Annotated in this window: 33 protein-coding genes; all 33 read left to right on the top strand. The window is 38.7% G+C overall.

All coding sequences use genetic code 11. From position 1 onward, the window contains the following. Window position 1 precedes the first annotated feature (1 nt). The 33 genes from DWY95_RS08645 (at window position 2) to DWY95_RS08495 (ending at window position 13,174) form a co-directional block, all read left to right on the top strand. Entirely contained in the window at window positions 2-538 is a 537-nt protein-coding gene (locus DWY95_RS08645; protein WP_118553195.1) for a hypothetical protein, read from the top strand. A 3-nt stretch (window positions 539-541) separates the two neighbouring features. Next, window positions 542-877 carry a hypothetical protein gene (locus DWY95_RS08640; protein ID WP_147365951.1) on the top strand — a complete coding sequence of 112 codons (336 nt, stop codon included), beginning with the start codon at window positions 542-544 and terminating at the stop codon, window positions 875-877. 13 nt (window positions 878-890) lie between these two features. Continuing rightward, on the top strand, window positions 891-1,127 hold the full coding sequence (locus DWY95_RS08635; protein WP_118553193.1) for a hypothetical protein: 237 nt from the start codon (window positions 891-893) through the stop codon (window positions 1,125-1,127). Window positions 1,128-1,142: 15 nt separating this feature from the next. Continuing rightward, window positions 1,143-1,328 carry a hypothetical protein gene (locus DWY95_RS08630; protein WP_118553192.1) on the top strand — a complete coding sequence of 62 codons (186 nt, stop codon included), beginning with the start codon at window positions 1,143-1,145 and terminating at the stop codon, window positions 1,326-1,328. 207 nt (window positions 1,329-1,535) lie between these two features. Then, window positions 1,536-1,796 carry a hypothetical protein gene (locus tag DWY95_RS08620; protein WP_118553190.1) on the top strand — a complete coding sequence of 87 codons (261 nt, stop codon included), beginning with the start codon at window positions 1,536-1,538 and terminating at the stop codon, window positions 1,794-1,796. Window positions 1,797-1,801: 5 nt separating this feature from the next. Then, on the top strand, window positions 1,802-2,149 hold the full coding sequence (locus DWY95_RS16845) for a hypothetical protein (protein ID WP_147365950.1): 348 nt from the start codon (window positions 1,802-1,804) through the stop codon (window positions 2,147-2,149). 276 nt (window positions 2,150-2,425) lie between these two features. Next, the gene (locus DWY95_RS08610) at window positions 2,426-2,629 is read left to right on the top strand and encodes a hypothetical protein (RefSeq protein WP_118553188.1); all 204 of its coding nucleotides are present in this window, start codon (window positions 2,426-2,428) and stop codon (window positions 2,627-2,629) included. 2 nt (window positions 2,630-2,631) lie between these two features. Further along, entirely contained in the window at window positions 2,632-2,838 is a 207-nt protein-coding gene (locus DWY95_RS08605) for a hypothetical protein (protein WP_118553187.1), read from the top strand. A 10-nt stretch (window positions 2,839-2,848) separates the two neighbouring features. Then, entirely contained in the window at window positions 2,849-3,094 is a 246-nt protein-coding gene (locus tag DWY95_RS08600) for a hypothetical protein (protein ID WP_118553186.1), read from the top strand. 30 nt (window positions 3,095-3,124) lie between these two features. Then, window positions 3,125-3,370 (top strand): hypothetical protein, encoded by a 246-nt coding sequence (locus DWY95_RS08595; protein ID WP_118553185.1) that lies wholly within the window; start codon window positions 3,125-3,127, stop codon window positions 3,368-3,370. A gap of 23 nt (window positions 3,371-3,393) precedes the next feature. After that, complete coding sequence (locus DWY95_RS08590) at window positions 3,394-4,698, top strand: BRO family protein (RefSeq protein ID WP_118553184.1); 1,305 nt, start codon at window positions 3,394-3,396, stop codon at window positions 4,696-4,698. Then, the gene (locus DWY95_RS08585) at window positions 4,699-5,319 is read left to right on the top strand and encodes a hypothetical protein (RefSeq protein ID WP_118553183.1); all 621 of its coding nucleotides are present in this window, start codon (window positions 4,699-4,701) and stop codon (window positions 5,317-5,319) included. Window positions 5,320-5,329: 10 nt separating this feature from the next. Beyond that, entirely contained in the window at window positions 5,330-5,578 is a 249-nt protein-coding gene (locus tag DWY95_RS08580; protein ID WP_118553182.1) for a hypothetical protein, read from the top strand. Window positions 5,579-5,821: 243 nt separating this feature from the next. Next, a complete protein-coding gene (locus tag DWY95_RS08575) occupies window positions 5,822-6,700 on the top strand; it encodes a tyrosine-type recombinase/integrase (RefSeq protein ID WP_118553181.1) in 879 nt (292 codons plus the stop codon). An 8-nt stretch (window positions 6,701-6,708) separates the two neighbouring features. Continuing rightward, on the top strand, window positions 6,709-7,380 hold the full coding sequence (locus tag DWY95_RS08570) for a DUF6291 domain-containing protein (protein ID WP_118553180.1): 672 nt from the start codon (window positions 6,709-6,711) through the stop codon (window positions 7,378-7,380). A gap of 23 nt (window positions 7,381-7,403) precedes the next feature. Further along, window positions 7,404-7,595 (top strand): hypothetical protein, encoded by a 192-nt coding sequence (locus DWY95_RS08565; RefSeq protein ID WP_118553179.1) that lies wholly within the window; start codon window positions 7,404-7,406, stop codon window positions 7,593-7,595. Beyond that, entirely contained in the window at window positions 7,596-7,796 is a 201-nt protein-coding gene (locus DWY95_RS16840; RefSeq protein ID WP_147365948.1) for a hypothetical protein, read from the top strand. A gap of 29 nt (window positions 7,797-7,825) precedes the next feature. Continuing rightward, the gene (locus DWY95_RS08560) at window positions 7,826-8,011 is read left to right on the top strand and encodes a hypothetical protein (RefSeq protein ID WP_118553178.1); all 186 of its coding nucleotides are present in this window, start codon (window positions 7,826-7,828) and stop codon (window positions 8,009-8,011) included. A 3-nt stretch (window positions 8,012-8,014) separates the two neighbouring features. Beyond that, complete coding sequence (locus tag DWY95_RS08555; RefSeq protein WP_118553177.1) at window positions 8,015-8,416, top strand: hypothetical protein; 402 nt, start codon at window positions 8,015-8,017, stop codon at window positions 8,414-8,416. Between the two features lie 14 nt (window positions 8,417-8,430). Further along, complete coding sequence (locus tag DWY95_RS08550) at window positions 8,431-8,736, top strand: hypothetical protein (RefSeq protein ID WP_118553176.1); 306 nt, start codon at window positions 8,431-8,433, stop codon at window positions 8,734-8,736. Beyond that, on the top strand, window positions 8,733-8,921 hold the full coding sequence (locus DWY95_RS08545; protein ID WP_118553175.1) for a hypothetical protein: 189 nt from the start codon (window positions 8,733-8,735) through the stop codon (window positions 8,919-8,921). The genes DWY95_RS08550 and DWY95_RS08545 overlap by 4 nt, the downstream gene beginning before the upstream one ends. 99 nt (window positions 8,922-9,020) lie before the next feature. After that, a complete protein-coding gene (locus tag DWY95_RS17040) occupies window positions 9,021-9,191 on the top strand; it encodes a hypothetical protein (RefSeq protein ID WP_158577547.1) in 171 nt (56 codons plus the stop codon). Between the two features lie 21 nt (window positions 9,192-9,212). Then, window positions 9,213-9,722, top strand: a complete 510-nt coding sequence (locus tag DWY95_RS08540) for a hypothetical protein (RefSeq protein ID WP_118553174.1) — start codon at window positions 9,213-9,215, stop codon at window positions 9,720-9,722. A gap of 19 nt (window positions 9,723-9,741) precedes the next feature. Beyond that, complete coding sequence (locus DWY95_RS08535; protein WP_118553173.1) at window positions 9,742-9,984, top strand: hypothetical protein; 243 nt, start codon at window positions 9,742-9,744, stop codon at window positions 9,982-9,984. A gap of 269 nt (window positions 9,985-10,253) precedes the next feature. Beyond that, on the top strand, window positions 10,254-10,430 hold the full coding sequence (locus tag DWY95_RS17035) for a hypothetical protein (RefSeq protein WP_158577546.1): 177 nt from the start codon (window positions 10,254-10,256) through the stop codon (window positions 10,428-10,430). 105 nt (window positions 10,431-10,535) lie between these two features. Continuing rightward, window positions 10,536-10,835 carry a hypothetical protein gene (locus DWY95_RS08525; RefSeq protein ID WP_118553171.1) on the top strand — a complete coding sequence of 100 codons (300 nt, stop codon included), beginning with the start codon at window positions 10,536-10,538 and terminating at the stop codon, window positions 10,833-10,835. A 33-nt stretch (window positions 10,836-10,868) separates the two neighbouring features. After that, entirely contained in the window at window positions 10,869-11,117 is a 249-nt protein-coding gene (locus DWY95_RS08520) for a hypothetical protein (RefSeq protein WP_118553170.1), read from the top strand. A 30-nt stretch (window positions 11,118-11,147) separates the two neighbouring features. Further along, window positions 11,148-11,318: a hypothetical protein gene (locus DWY95_RS17030; protein WP_158577545.1), complete on the top strand. Its 171-nt coding sequence runs from the start codon at window positions 11,148-11,150 to the stop codon at window positions 11,316-11,318. Between the two features lie 12 nt (window positions 11,319-11,330). Beyond that, entirely contained in the window at window positions 11,331-11,528 is a 198-nt protein-coding gene (locus tag DWY95_RS08515) for a hypothetical protein (RefSeq protein WP_118553169.1), read from the top strand. Between the two features lie 33 nt (window positions 11,529-11,561). After that, window positions 11,562-11,873, top strand: coding sequence for a hypothetical protein (locus DWY95_RS08510; protein WP_118553168.1), 312 nt, complete (start codon window positions 11,562-11,564; stop codon window positions 11,871-11,873). Window positions 11,874-11,897: 24 nt separating this feature from the next. After that, complete coding sequence (locus DWY95_RS08505) at window positions 11,898-12,077, top strand: hypothetical protein (RefSeq protein WP_118553167.1); 180 nt, start codon at window positions 11,898-11,900, stop codon at window positions 12,075-12,077. Window positions 12,078-12,152: 75 nt separating this feature from the next. Continuing rightward, window positions 12,153-12,719, top strand: a complete 567-nt coding sequence (locus tag DWY95_RS08500; protein ID WP_147365947.1) for a hypothetical protein — start codon at window positions 12,153-12,155, stop codon at window positions 12,717-12,719. A gap of 125 nt (window positions 12,720-12,844) precedes the next feature. Further along, a complete protein-coding gene (locus DWY95_RS08495; RefSeq protein ID WP_118553165.1) occupies window positions 12,845-13,174 on the top strand; it encodes a hypothetical protein in 330 nt (109 codons plus the stop codon). Window positions 13,175-13,244 lie beyond the last annotated feature (70 nt).

Here is a 13,244-nt window from a genome sequence, read left to right as displayed (position 1 = left end):
TATGAAATATGAAGAATTGGTTGCTGAATTAAGAGCTGGTAAAACTCTTGAGTCGTTATTGGATTTAACCCAAGGTCAGAACTGTCTTATCTATAAGGCAAAAGGAAAGTGTTTTGATCTTAATGAAGTAATTTATATTCCTGATGTTTCATTGAATGATATTCCAACTGATTATATGATGTCGAAAGACGATCTTGCCGAATGCTCGGCTTACTTTTATACATGGAAAGACTTTTTGGATTTGTGTAAAACCGAAGATAAAGCATTGGAGTTATTCGACCTATGTGACTGGGCAAATCCATGGACTGTTTTGGACGAGATGGAGCGAGAAAATCAAGAAGATGATATTAAAGAAAAGTGGTTTGCTGAAACACGTTGGTGCACCGATGATATTATCGGTGTTGCAAAAGACAATGGAATTGAAATGACTCCGCAGCAAGCAGAACAGTGGTGGAAAAAGAATGAAAATTGGTTCAGAAATGTTCTTGTTGAATATGGCAATGAAGTTCTTGCCAATGCGGATTTTAGTGAGGCATAAATTATGAGTTATTATAATGGCCCTTGTTGGTCTTGTATAGAAAAAACCTGTAAAAACTGTCCATGTGCTGTTGCGGAAGCATATGAAAATACATATTTAGATGCACAGTGGATGCAGAAGCTAAGTTGGAATAAAGATGATTGCGATAAATTTGTTGAACGTCTTTGGAAAGAGAACACGGATTTTACATGGGTTGGAAACGAACATGGAGAATTAGTTCTTGATCAGAATTGGAGAGGCTTTCCAGTTGGCAGTTTCACACAAGATGATTGGTTTCGTTGGGTGGATGAGTTCCATAGTAAAGGCGTTGACTGGGTTTACAAGAATGTGAGTGTGTAAAAGGAAGAATACTATGTGGTGTGTTATTGAATGTGGTTCCGAAGGTGAGATTTTTGAGCCTGAATTTTTCAAAACCAAAACGGAAGCAATAAAATACATTATGGATGATTCAGAAGAATGTTATGCAATGTATTCTGATTTTCCTGACGTCCAAACTGATTATGATGACAATGAATTTGAGGCACAAGTTTGGACAGATAAATTCAGTTTCAAATGGAAAGCATTTGATGTTTCTGGTAAGTTAATGTAAAAGGAGAGTTTTATTATGAAATATGACACTCAAGCGATGGCTGAGGTCCTTTGTAAAACAGCAGGCGTTGAGTATAGCTCTGATTTGGAAAAATTGCTATGCCATTTAGATGTTCAAGCACAAAATCCTTACAATGCAGATTTTCGGCGTACAGGTTTGGCTATCATTGTAAAAGTGTGTGAGGAGTTGGAAAAACGATAATGTATTACCATCTTGAATACTCTGTCAGACACTTTATGTACGGCGATACATATAGAGGGCATGAAATCTATCCCACAAAAGAGCTGCGTGATGCGGAGCTTGACTGGATGAAAACGTGTTACAGTAAGCCGACAGAACTTGTCTATACAACATATGAAACTGAAACGCTTGGTGAAGATAAGATAATAATATAAAGGAGAAAGATATATGTATAATGTTGATGAACATGATTTCAAAGTCAAAATTCATGATGGCTGGCTGATTGCTACGGAATCGGCAGATAAAGAAAGCTTTCCAGGGATGGGAATTTTTTACTCTAAAGACGGGGAAACATTTTCATGGGACGATTTGATTACAATTATTGAACAGGACGCAGAAAATGATAAGATTCAGACTGACCTGTACAAGAAAGATTATGAGAATTGTTGCTATGTTTTTGATTACGAAAATGGAGAATTGAGGGAGTGAATGTTATGACTATTCGTGAAGTTGCAGAAGATTTTATCAAGCGTATGAATCCGTCTGGCTGGGATGGCACTGGCAATAAACCGAATGATTTTGATACCAGAATTGTTACATACGATGTTGATGGGTATCCTGGCGTTGAAATGGACTTACATTTTGAAGAAGATGATTTTGATGGATTGGAAGAAGATAATAATTATGAATGGTTTACTGTGATTGAAGGGGTTGATAAGGCGTCTAGTGACCATCTAGGCGGATTATGGACAAGAACTTTATCCTCTGTAAGTGGTATTGAATATAGCCTGAAGAATTATATTAGGGATTTTTTGAACAAAAACAATGAACGTTACATTTAATAGAATCGAGGTTTTAAAAATGTGGACTTTTACTAGGTTTTATCTTCGGGAAAGTTGTATTTTGCTTGTTGATGAGGACGGAGAAAAGAGTGCAATCACAACAAGTGCATATGACTTAATAAGAATGTACAATAACGGCGAGAGTGAATGTCCTAGTGATAACGCAAAGGTTATTTATTGCTTGATTTTTAATGTAAAAATGAAATGTAAAACGTTCAAAGAACTTATGGATATGCTTGAGAAAATTGTAGCTGATTGTTGTTGAGGTTTTAGAAAATGGAACGAACTATGAATGATAAACTTATGGAAGCGGCACAAGTTCTTATTGAAAATGGAATGAGTGCAGATGATGCGTATGTTGCTTTGCAGGCGCAGTGTTATATCCTTTTGGATATTGAAATCGACGATTATCTCACAGATGAAGATTATAAAGAACTCGAAGATTTTGAAAAGAAACTGAGTGAGACAGAGGAGAAATGATTATGAACATCAATGAGATTCGTTACTTTGAACGCAAAATGACCGACAGCGCATTTAACGATGCTGTGAAGTACGATCCAGCGATTGCAGTTCGTGCAAAGCGAGCATGGGTTATGAAGATACAAGGGCTGATTTCGTTCCGGGAGTACATTTCTTGCTTGCAAGATATTACCGGCAACGCACGAATCTTTTGGAAGTATCAGTTTTGAGGTGACGATTATGTATATGCTTTTGGATATTTTTATGCAGAAAAAAGATATTCCTAGTGTCATTAACAAGCAAACGTTTGATACTTTTGAAGAAGCGAAAAATGATGCAATAAATCAAGCTGAAGCAGAGTTCCAGCATTATTATCAAGTAATGTATGGTGGACCTGGAAATGAACCGGAAATCACAGAGCTTAGTGATAGCATATATATCTCTTCGCCTAAAGAAAGCGAATGGTGGACGATTATTGAAGTTTGATAAAACAGTTCTTCTAGGAGGCAAATCAATATGAATGAAAAGCGATTTGAAATCGATACATCCATCGGAAAGATCGTTGCAGAGGGTTTTGTAGAGCCATATCCTGAGATCGTGATTTACCTTAAAAGAAATGATGGCGAAACAATCAACCTGTCTAGTATCAATTATGATAGTAGTGGTGATATTGAAAATTATCTTTGGATGGATGTGCTCAGTGACGAGTACACAGACTATAAGAGCTGGACGTCTGAAGATTTGACCGCAGATTTTTCTTAATGAACGAAAAGGAGTAAAACAAAATGACTACTAACAATTCTATGACCGTAATAACATCTAAGCCTTTTGGTGCACTGAATGTGGATGTGTACGAGGATAATAAGCACCAGTATTACATGACCCGTGAACAGATTGGTGCGGCGCTGGAATATACAGACCCTGTTCGCAATATTTCTAAGATTCATGACCGTAACGCAGATCGTCTTAATCCATTGAGCTCGGTGGTCAATTTGACCACTGAGGTCGGAAATCATACGCAGATGCGTCAAACTTATATGTATAATCTGCGTGGCGTAATGGAGATTTGCCGCTTTAGTCGTCAGCCAAAGGCAGATGCGTTCATGGATTTCTGCTGGGACATCATGGAATCCTTGATGCGTGGTGATACCGTTCTGGCTACGCCTCAGATGGATGCTGCACTGAGTAAGGAGTTCATTGATGTTAGACTTCATGCTTTGTTTGATAGTGTGAAGAACCTTCAGAGTGAACTTGATTCCACCCGTAAGGATCTCAGTGAACAGATTGAGGAGGCTCGTGCTACCAGTAATGAGGCACTGAATGTAATCAGCAGCGTATCTCAGTGCGTTCATCAGATTAAGGATAAGCAGATGGATAACGCGATTCGTGCTAAGAGCTACACTCCTCGCAATGTGTTTCAGGATGAAATGAGTAACTGGCGTAAAGATTTGTATAGCAAGATTGGTGTAATTGCAAATACCAAAGGTTACACGAATAAAGAAACGCTTCACAAGATCTATGAATATTTAAATCGTAATTATGGTTTCGTTTTGGAAGATGCTCGTGCAAAGTATATTAAGAGAACGAATCGTAGTGGGAAAATCTCTACGATTGACATTATTGAAGAGGACTCCACTTGGAAATCCGTTATGGGGTCAGTTGTTGCAGATATGTATGCAGCATCTATTGAGCGTCTGCACCAGAATCAGAATGAACTTCGTCCTGCTTTGAAGACCATTGAAGTAATTCCTGAAGTAAATGCGAACGATGCTCCCGTGGTTGAGGTGGAAGCCAAGGAAGTTGTTAATGAGAAGCCTAAGAAGCAGAGTGAGACAGCATTAAAACTGGTTCCAGTTGTTGAACCTTTGGCAAAGAAAATTGGAGACAATACAATTCATTATCATAAGACTTACCGTATGATTTATGACCAGATTGGTTATACAAAGATGGAAAGTATGTTGAAGGCATACAAACGTGCTCATGGCTGTATGCCCAAACCGAAGACTAAGGTTTTCCTGGAAAGTGATAATGCTATGCGGATGTTTAAGAAGGCTGTGAAGCAGTTGATGAAAGAACAGGAGAAGAAGTAAATGTATGTGATATCGAATGGTCATAACTATATTATGAAACGGAAAGGAGGTCGAATCTGTGCTACTTGTGATATCAATCTGGCATTACAGTTTGAATCTAAGGGACTGGCGATTTGTGAAATCAATAAGCTTCCCGCCGGGTATAAGAATGGACACTACACGCCAAAGTCTATGGACGAGGCCACCATTGTTGGTAAGAGTCCAAATATAGCAGCTCCGGCTGATAAGCCGAATACATACGCATTTCAGATGGAAGATTCTGAATGGCTTGCAAAACTTAAAAAGGATTTGGTTATTACGGATAGGACTATGTGCAATCTGAATGAAATGTATTCAAAAGTGTATGGTGACCTGACTGCTGCAGGCGACGAGATTGATGATCTGGAACACGCTATTGAGTTCAAGACTGTAAACGCAGCGCAAGGTTATCAGCTTATGGCAGAACTTAAAAGGGCTCGGCGGAAGCGTAGGGAAGCTAAGGACGCAAAGTTTTTGCTTGAAATCATTATGAATGAAGAAGATAAGGGCTGGGTAGATGGTAGGTTGGAAACTGCTATTGAACAACTTGGCAATCGTAAGTTTACTCCGAAGATTCGTAACGATTTGTTTGAAAAGAACTGAGGTACATATTATGAGAATTTATGTTTTACATGACTGTTATGAAGAAACGGAATTCTATGCAGAGGCAAATGTAATTGAGGTTTCTTCTGACGAAAAGAAGCTATATGAATTGATGAAGCTGGCTTATATGGAATGCAAAGAGAGCCATCCAGATGCAAGTGAAGAGTCCTATATTGATAGTTTTAGCGCTCTGGTAACAGAAGAGAGTGAAGGCTATTATTACAAGCATCAGTGGATGATTGATGAATTTGAGGTATAAGGTATGATGGTGTATGGAGATATAACGTGTAATCGCTGTGGTATTACATGGTATGGACCAAAATGTGGCAGACTTTATTGTGATAAATGTCGTAAAATTATTAGAAACGAGGCATCTATTAGGTGTAAAAATAAAAAGAAGCATAAGCCAACATTTGTTGAGATCACAAGATTAGCTGATGCAGAAGGATTGTCATATGGGAAATATTGTTTGAAATACGGAATCTAAAAGGAGATATAGTATATGGGAGCATTAGCACAGGAAGAGTATGAATCGGATTTTATAAGTATTGACGAATATTTAGATGAAGATGTTAATCAAGAAACAACTCAATATTCTAAAGGAAAAAATTACAACATCACTCGATATTCTGTGGCACGAAATGGTGAAGTTGAACCGATTCGTGACGTAAAAGATATTCAGGCTATTTCTGAATATTTCTATAATAAAAAGAAGTATAGAGATTGGTGCTTGTTTAATCTTGGTATTGCCACAGGATTTCGTGCGAGTGACCTTCTTCGATTTAGAGTTGAAGATGTATCGCACCTGGTTGATGGAAAACTTGTTGTTAATGAAACAGTCAATGTTCGCTTTAAGGAGAAAAAGACAGGAAAATATCGCGATGTTGTAATTGGGCAGAACACAATGCAGATTATAGCTGAATATATTCGGCTAACGAGGCCGTCGTATCATTCGTGGCTTTTCCCATCTCAGAAAGGAAGTAGCAAAAATTCATTAAGAACGAATGGGGGTATTTCTTCTTGGAAAGTTGGAGGGGGAAAATCAAATGCAGTGAAAGTTGTAAAATATGAAGCTGATCCAAAGAAGAAAGGTGACCCGATTGATGTTGATACGTTTGGACAGATTATGAGAAAAGCTCAAAAAGACTTAGGGCTTTCTTATAAACTTGGGACGCATAGTTGTCGAAAGACTTTTGGTTATCAATTCATGATGAATCATAAAGATGACCAGATGGCACTTGCGTGGTTGCAACATAGCCTGAATCACAGTAATCAGGCTATTACGCTTCACTACATTGGATTAAATGCAGACGTTGATAGAGAATATTATTCTAACATCGACTATGGCGTTGATTGTCATTGTTCAATTGTAGCAATGTGAGGTGTATGATGGCTGATACTTATATTAAAATCTGGGATACTTACGAGAGCTACTTTGAACCCCTTAGTGCTGCTGAGGTGGGGCGTCTGGTACTGGCGATGATGAAATATAAATCGTCTGGAACGGAACCTGAACTCATCGGAAATGAGCGGTACGTGTGGCCTGCTATCAAGAGAGATTTGATTAAAGATGCCGAATACATCGAAGGTAAGCGCATTTCTGGAAAAGCTGGCGGTGAAAGCAAGCGTAAGCAAAACGAAGCAAACGCAAGCAAAACAAAGCTAGAAAAAGAAAAAGAGAAAGAAAAAGATAAGATATCGTCTTCGTCTTGTGATGAGACGACAACGACGAAACCGATCGAGGATGTATTTCGAGAGAATATCGGGAAGCTCGGTGCTACTGGGCAGAAAGCTTTGGCAGAATATGTTGAGCGCATGGGTGACGAACTTGTACTTGCTGTGATTGGAAAGTGCTCTGATCTAGGCGGTAGCACATGGGCTTATGTGCGAAAGGCACTGGATGAAGCCGAATCTCTTGGCTGCAAGACTGTTGATGATTACCGTCGAGTGTGTCCGATAGGTGGCGGTCGTAATCTTAGAGTGAGTAGGGAGATGCCCAGCGATGGTGATTGGCTGAAAAATGCGACGCATAGACGTCCGCTAATAAAGAAAGATGCTTAAAAGTAATATTTTAGGAGGTTGTTATGGGTAATTGGTATAAAGTGTTTGTTAAAGTACAGGACAATCAACTTGAAGGATTCTCTGTTTTATATGAGACGGCAGTGACTTTGTTTTCGGAAAATAAATCTGAAGCAAAATCTTTGGCTGTTAAAAGCTTCAGTGAATACGATAATTTTGTTGTAAAAAACGTTATGGGTGTTGAGGTTGTAGGATAAATGACACAGATTGAACGAGTTTTAAGAGGTATTATACCTGAAAGTATTGAAGTTATATCGCTATTTTTAGGATATACACCAACAGACGAAGAGTTCACAAATATTCAATTACTTGAAGAATCTTTAGAAATGAGGTTGAAGAGTATGACAGATGATGAACTTTCGAGATGGGAAAAGTTTCTTGATTGGTATAATGATTGATAAAAGAGTGATTTTAGGAGCGTGATTATGTGAATGAAGATATCGTTTTGCGAGACGATGAAGCAAAGCAGTTTGTGTATAATCTGCATCATCCCAATGTTGCTAAAATAGTGGAAGAGAATAGACGACGGGATAAGGCACTTGATGAAGTGAACTATCAGGAAACAGATGATGGTTTTACGTTTGACATTGATAAAAGTAAATTGGAGGTTTAAATTATGGGACTGTTACTTGGCTTGGGTTTGCTTGGAGCGGCATTTGGCATTGATGCAGCAAAGCAAGCACCGTTTGATAGAGCGTATCGTCATCTGGAAAATGAGTGGGGAACTTGTACATCGGAAGAGAGTAAGCGATGTGATGCTCTGAAATATGCCGTACAGAACGGTTTGTGCTTCGAGAATGAAAAAAAGCCTGTGATTGAGTGGCAGAAGCTGAGGGATCTTCAGTGGAAATACCAGGTGGCTGGTATTTCTTGGCCGAGAGAATCCGCGATTCGAGATGTGTGTCGTCTAGCAGCTCGTGACCGTGGTTTTGAATACAAAGGATATCTGCGAAACACATTGACGTTTGGTTATATCACTGATCCGAAAAATATTTGCAAGCTTGGTATCGTAGATTGAAAGGAGATTTGAAAATGAATAACACTCGTAGAAAAGCTATTAAGCAAACCATTGACCGTTTTGATTCCATCCGTAAGAAGCTGGAAGAACTTGTGGCGGATGTCGAAAGCATAAAGTCCGATGTCGAGGATATCCAGTGGGAAGAAGAAGAGTATCGTGACAATATGCCTGAGAACCTGCAGGGCAGTGAACGATATGATAAAGCGGATAATGCTTGCACGAATTTGTCTGATGCTGTGGATGCTCTGGATGATATGATTGGTGCTCTGGATTTTGATTTTGGTGATGTGACTACATATCTGGAGGAAGCAATGGAATGATTAAGACCACAAACCCATTAAAGAGAAGTGCATGGGCTGTGTTCTTGTACAGGGGCAAGCAAGTTTGTTCGTATCTTTTGCGTAATAGCAATCTTGGGGACAAGGAACGCATGGTAGAACTGCTGGCACGAAGGTACATGACAGAGCCAGAAAATATTGTTGTCGATATTGAATTTAGAGATTGAGGTGATAAAGAATGACCGCGTTTATGATATTTGCTTTGAATGTTGCACTCATAATAACAATTGGCAATGATCCGTTTGCGCTTTGAAGGAGCAGTCGAGATGATTCGGGAAGAGTATAACATCTCAAAAGAAGGGATGAAACGATTGTTATATTTACTGAAACATCCGTCAGTAAATGAAGCAATAAAAATATATGCAAACCACCCAACAGAAGATTATGAGGTGGTTGAGTTTGAAGATCTTGATTTATCATTTATTGATAAAACCTAAATTCTTTGGAGGGAAAACGAAATGATTATTACGATGTATCGGAGAAAGTGGAAATTTTCAGTGATGAGTGCAGAAGATGCAGAAGACTTTATCCGACAGCCACATTTTGAACGGATTCGGTTTATCTCAATCACTGAAGCTAATGGTCATCATATTGATTTCCATAAGTGTGAGGGTAATATTACTTTTCTGCCGTTAAAGTTTGATGATTGCACTACTGATTTAGAAGGTACATGTATTACGGATATTCAAGCTAGGAATATTGTGAAATTTGTCTTGGATAACCACGAAGCAGATAAGACCGATTGGTTCTGCGTAAATTGTGCTGCTGGCGTATCGAGATCTGCAGCCGTGTGTGCTGCTATTATGAGAATTCTGTGTAATGACGATATGCCGGTATTCACCAACAGTCATTTTTGTCCAAATATGACAGTGTACCGTGAAGTGCTCAATGCTTGGATTGATTGCCTGTCTGATGAGAATGACAGCATTTCGACAGAGACATGGAACTCTGTAAATCAGGATATGTAATACAAATGAGTAAAATAAAATGGCAAACAAGAAAGAAAAAGAGCTTCGTGCAGGGGTTATAAGGGTAGTCAATTGGCTTGATAACAACTGGCATTTTATAAAAACGAATGATTTTGAAAGAGACAAAGAGGCCGTCAATTCAACCGTAGCTTATTATTCAGTGTGCCATACGATTGAGATGCTTGGTGGTGATTGGCAGCGTGACGAGAATGGAAAACATAAGGTATTTATCTGTGGTATCGGAGAAAAGGCAGAAGAGTAAAGGTGGTGAACAACGATGAAAATTGATTTGACTCTTAATGAGGCACGAGTAATCCAAGACGCTCTTGATGCGACAAGCCTGTGCAGGTCTGGATGCTATATGGGTTATAAGAGTGACGATGAGGATTTATGTTTCAGACTTAACAGGAACGGAAATTATCGCTGTAAGCTGATGCGTGAGATTGATTCTATCAATTGCAAGATTGAGGAAGTAATGAACAAGGGTTAATAAAATATTTGTCTGTAGTATCGGAAAAAGGGAGAAGAGTAATGATTGACTTGAAGGAATATGAACAAATGGTAGTTGCCGACAAAGCTGAAGATATTGCGGTTTGGATGAGAATGAACGACACTTTTCTGATTGAAAATGAAGTTATGTCGCATCCGTGCTCGGTGGCAGATCTACTAGACACAATGGCATATGTGCTTCGTGGTAGACAGTCATAAAATCCGGGTTCTTATGAAAATGTTGGAAATTACTTGACTATGATTGGTTGTGCTGTTAAACTTTGCATAACCACAGAATGCGCAAGCATGGAATGAGGTGGACTTATGAATTTACAAGGACTTGAAAATAAAAAATGGGACTTTAATAAACAAGAGAAACTAGCTATCTCTTGGCTATTAAAACATGGCTTTGAGGTGAAATTGAAAAAACAGTATACATCAAAGGATATTTATACGGTAACAAAAGATGGTATTTTAGATGAATTTATCTTTCCGAATAACCAGAAGAACATGAACGTTCGGGCTTTTATGGAAAGATATGAGAAAAATTTTGAAACAAAGAAAGAACTCATAAAATTAAGAGCAGAGGCATCGGCTAATGGTTTGATTAAAGAACGTAGTTGATGTGATGAAAGTTAAGTTCTAGGAGAGTTTCATATGATTGCTACAGAGTTAATTAAGATTTTGGAAAAGCTACCAAGTGATGTTTTTATCGAAACGGATAGCGGCTGGGAATGTGATGCAACAGAGGTAAATGCTGCTTATTATAGCAGTCAAAAAAATGTTTTGGTTTTAACATGGAAACCGCAAGGAAACTATAAATATTACGAGGAATCTCCAAAATGGGAGTGTGTGTTCTGCGATGTAGACAGTCGCTCCCCGGTAGTGCTGCATTCTGATTTTTGATAGAAGCTGAGATTTAAGGAGAGAGTAGTTATGAAAGTTGGAGACAAAGTTTACGCTGAAGATTGGTGCGAAGGCATTATCGATGAAATCGACGGAGATACTGCCATTGTTGAGTTCACTACTTTTTGCGGAGGCGGAAGACTTTCGTTTTCGTTGGAAGAGCTTCAGTTAGCTGAGTCTGATAAAAAAGCTAAGATTTAAGGAGGATTTAATATGAAGTTGGCCGAGCTGTTATCTGTTATGAGTAAAGATGAAGCGGTACTTGTCGCAAATGAAGGTCATGGCGTTTATGGACAGCATTTGATTTACAATAGTGTTTCAAAGATTTCGATGGAAGATGCTGACAAGTACGAAGTTCTGCGGATTGAGCACCCAATGGACAAGGCATATTTTATCGTGTATGTAAAATAACGATAAAACTAATCTTTTATAGGAGGCAGTCTTATGAAATTTATAGTGATTCCAGATTCCAAACGAGAATCTGCTCGACGATACATTAACAACAATCTCGGCCCTACTGAACTTCTTGCGCTTTGTGATGATATGTTTGATGTTATATGTCTCAAGAAAGATAAAAACGACGGAGTGTACAGCAGAACGCTTAACTTGCTGCAGTTGCAAGATGTTCCAGAGGCACTTCAATTTGAAGTCGTAGATGCAGCATATCAAACATTTGGGAAAGTGGCTTGTATGCTATTCAACAACGATGTAAAAAGATGTCTGTATGGGCCATACATTGCAGAGCATGATTTATAAAACCAATATTTTAGGAGTAATATTATGAAAACTTTTGATGTTTTAAAAGCTGGACAGACTATTGTGGCCGAAGACGGGGACACAATGAAAGTTATTGATTATGATTTTTATGGAACGGGGCAGAAGATCATGTGCTTCATGTCGGATTATTGTGTATATCCATCAACTGAGTTTAATGCAGGCGATTGGGAGATTGAAAGTTGAGAGGAGGTTTTATTTATCACTAATAAATTGTTAATAAATCGTGAGCAAAGCGTTGCTATTGTATGTATAATGTGCTTGCTGGCAGGGAATCTAGTAGCGAAAACGTTACCAAATGTTGGAGCTGAAAGCACGTATACATATTATAATGGTCAATTTACTTCAAATGTTGCACAAGCAACAAAAGAGGATGAAAACGATGAACTTACAATTTTTGTAAAGGAAATCGTTGAGACGAAGGTGGTGAACTTTAGCCAGGGTAAACATGAACTCACTGATGATGAGCGTGCCCTTGCAGAGCAGATTGTTGCTTGTGAAGCAGGTGCTGACAGTTTGGAAGGCCAGATGGCCGTTGCTCAATGTCTTTATGATTCCGCTGTACTTGATGGTCTAACCATCCAGCAGGTCTTTAAGAAGTATGGTTATAGTTCCTTATATAATAGAAAGGTTACGGCAGAGAATGAGCTGGCTGTCTCTATGGTGTTTGACTATGGTGCTAAAATTTCAGACAAACCTATTCAATGGTTTGTAACCCCGACTGCAGCTCCCGGCAGTTGGCACGAGCGTGGAGCAACCTTTGCTGGACAATTTGGCGCACATAGGTTCTATTATGATTCGAAGTTGGTTGTGGATGATGCTGAGTAAATGGCGTCATCTAAAATTTTGATAAATAATACAACAAAAAGATGTATAATATATTGACTAAAACAAAAGGCTGTGTATAATATATCTTGAAAGTTGTTTGTGTGAGCGGAAGGCGGTTATTCTTGATGAGCGATAGAAAGGTTTTGAAAGTTATACGGGTTGATGATTTTTTAAAGTACATAAGAAAAAAGCGAGTGTGGGTCTGCTTTGTTTGTAATGGTGTGGATATTCACATGATCTGCAAAAAGATTGACGACATTGGCGTAGAGACGGGGGGGATTGTTAATGGCGTGGGGTTCTTCGGAAATGAGAGTCACATCGAGTTGCGACAAAAATGCCATGAAGTAAGGAGAATTGAACTTAGGTCTGGCTGTGCAGAGAAAGCGTATGAGATGATCTTCGATAATAATATCAGTGTGTTCGTATCAGAGAATCCTGAGTTGTACGGGCACTAAAAATATTTTCAAAAACCTCTTGACTTCTGTGATTGTATCCTGTATAATGTAGCTATGGAACGGAGCTACA

Origin of the sequence: Faecalibacterium sp. AF28-13AC (assembly GCF_003478405.1) — a bacterium.
Classification (GTDB): domain Bacteria; phylum Bacillota; class Clostridia; order Oscillospirales; family Ruminococcaceae; genus Faecalibacterium; species Faecalibacterium prausnitzii_E.
The sequence above is the reverse complement of the archived record's forward strand: the minus strand, read 5'-3'. Positions and strand labels throughout refer to the sequence as shown.

Excerpts from the sequence above, each read along its gene's own strand:
- DWY95_RS08505 (WP_118553167.1), top strand. The coding sequence starts at position 11,898 with ATGAAAACTTTTGATGTTTTAAAAGCTGGACAGACTATTGTGGCCGAA.
- DWY95_RS17030 (WP_158577545.1), top strand. The coding sequence starts at position 11,148 with ATGAAAGTTGGAGACAAAGTTTACGCTGAAGATTGGTGCGAAGGCATT.
- DWY95_RS08515 (WP_118553169.1), top strand. The coding sequence starts at position 11,331 with ATGAAGTTGGCCGAGCTGTTATCTGTTATGAGTAAAGATGAAGCGGTA.
- DWY95_RS17035 (WP_158577546.1), top strand. The coding sequence starts at position 10,254 with ATGATTGACTTGAAGGAATATGAACAAATGGTAGTTGCCGACAAAGCT.
- DWY95_RS08640 (WP_147365951.1), top strand. The coding sequence starts at position 542 with ATGAGTTATTATAATGGCCCTTGTTGGTCTTGTATAGAAAAAACCTGT.
- DWY95_RS08545 (WP_118553175.1), top strand. The coding sequence starts at position 8,733 with ATGATTAAGACCACAAACCCATTAAAGAGAAGTGCATGGGCTGTGTTC.
- DWY95_RS08635 (WP_118553193.1), top strand. The coding sequence starts at position 891 with ATGTGGTGTGTTATTGAATGTGGTTCCGAAGGTGAGATTTTTGAGCCT.
- DWY95_RS08550 (WP_118553176.1), top strand. The coding sequence starts at position 8,431 with ATGAATAACACTCGTAGAAAAGCTATTAAGCAAACCATTGACCGTTTT.
- DWY95_RS08555 (WP_118553177.1), top strand. The coding sequence starts at position 8,015 with ATGGGACTGTTACTTGGCTTGGGTTTGCTTGGAGCGGCATTTGGCATT.
- DWY95_RS08510 (WP_118553168.1), top strand. The coding sequence starts at position 11,562 with ATGAAATTTATAGTGATTCCAGATTCCAAACGAGAATCTGCTCGACGA.
- DWY95_RS08605 (WP_118553187.1), top strand. The coding sequence starts at position 2,632 with ATGAACATCAATGAGATTCGTTACTTTGAACGCAAAATGACCGACAGC.
- DWY95_RS16840 (WP_147365948.1), top strand. The coding sequence starts at position 7,596 with ATGACACAGATTGAACGAGTTTTAAGAGGTATTATACCTGAAAGTATT.
- DWY95_RS08570 (WP_118553180.1), top strand. The coding sequence starts at position 6,709 with ATGGCTGATACTTATATTAAAATCTGGGATACTTACGAGAGCTACTTT.
- DWY95_RS08540 (WP_118553174.1), top strand. The coding sequence starts at position 9,213 with ATGATTATTACGATGTATCGGAGAAAGTGGAAATTTTCAGTGATGAGT.
- DWY95_RS16845 (WP_147365950.1), top strand. The coding sequence starts at position 1,802 with ATGACTATTCGTGAAGTTGCAGAAGATTTTATCAAGCGTATGAATCCG.
- DWY95_RS08495 (WP_118553165.1), top strand. The coding sequence starts at position 12,845 with ATGAGCGATAGAAAGGTTTTGAAAGTTATACGGGTTGATGATTTTTTA.
- DWY95_RS08580 (WP_118553182.1), top strand. The coding sequence starts at position 5,330 with ATGAGAATTTATGTTTTACATGACTGTTATGAAGAAACGGAATTCTAT.
- DWY95_RS08620 (WP_118553190.1), top strand. The coding sequence starts at position 1,536 with ATGTATAATGTTGATGAACATGATTTCAAAGTCAAAATTCATGATGGC.
- DWY95_RS08600 (WP_118553186.1), top strand. The coding sequence starts at position 2,849 with ATGTATATGCTTTTGGATATTTTTATGCAGAAAAAAGATATTCCTAGT.
- DWY95_RS08590 (WP_118553184.1), top strand. The coding sequence starts at position 3,394 with ATGACTACTAACAATTCTATGACCGTAATAACATCTAAGCCTTTTGGT.
- DWY95_RS08595 (WP_118553185.1), top strand. The coding sequence starts at position 3,125 with ATGAATGAAAAGCGATTTGAAATCGATACATCCATCGGAAAGATCGTT.
- DWY95_RS08585 (WP_118553183.1), top strand. The coding sequence starts at position 4,699 with ATGTATGTGATATCGAATGGTCATAACTATATTATGAAACGGAAAGGA.
- DWY95_RS08520 (WP_118553170.1), top strand. The coding sequence starts at position 10,869 with ATGATTGCTACAGAGTTAATTAAGATTTTGGAAAAGCTACCAAGTGAT.
- DWY95_RS08525 (WP_118553171.1), top strand. The coding sequence starts at position 10,536 with ATGAATTTACAAGGACTTGAAAATAAAAAATGGGACTTTAATAAACAA.
- DWY95_RS08630 (WP_118553192.1), top strand. The coding sequence starts at position 1,143 with ATGAAATATGACACTCAAGCGATGGCTGAGGTCCTTTGTAAAACAGCA.
- DWY95_RS08535 (WP_118553173.1), top strand. The coding sequence starts at position 9,742 with ATGGCAAACAAGAAAGAAAAAGAGCTTCGTGCAGGGGTTATAAGGGTA.
- DWY95_RS08565 (WP_118553179.1), top strand. The coding sequence starts at position 7,404 with ATGGGTAATTGGTATAAAGTGTTTGTTAAAGTACAGGACAATCAACTT.
- DWY95_RS08575 (WP_118553181.1), top strand. The coding sequence starts at position 5,822 with ATGGGAGCATTAGCACAGGAAGAGTATGAATCGGATTTTATAAGTATT.
- DWY95_RS17040 (WP_158577547.1), top strand. The coding sequence starts at position 9,021 with ATGATTCGGGAAGAGTATAACATCTCAAAAGAAGGGATGAAACGATTG.
- DWY95_RS08610 (WP_118553188.1), top strand. The coding sequence starts at position 2,426 with ATGGAACGAACTATGAATGATAAACTTATGGAAGCGGCACAAGTTCTT.
- DWY95_RS08645 (WP_118553195.1), top strand. The coding sequence starts at position 2 with ATGAAATATGAAGAATTGGTTGCTGAATTAAGAGCTGGTAAAACTCTT.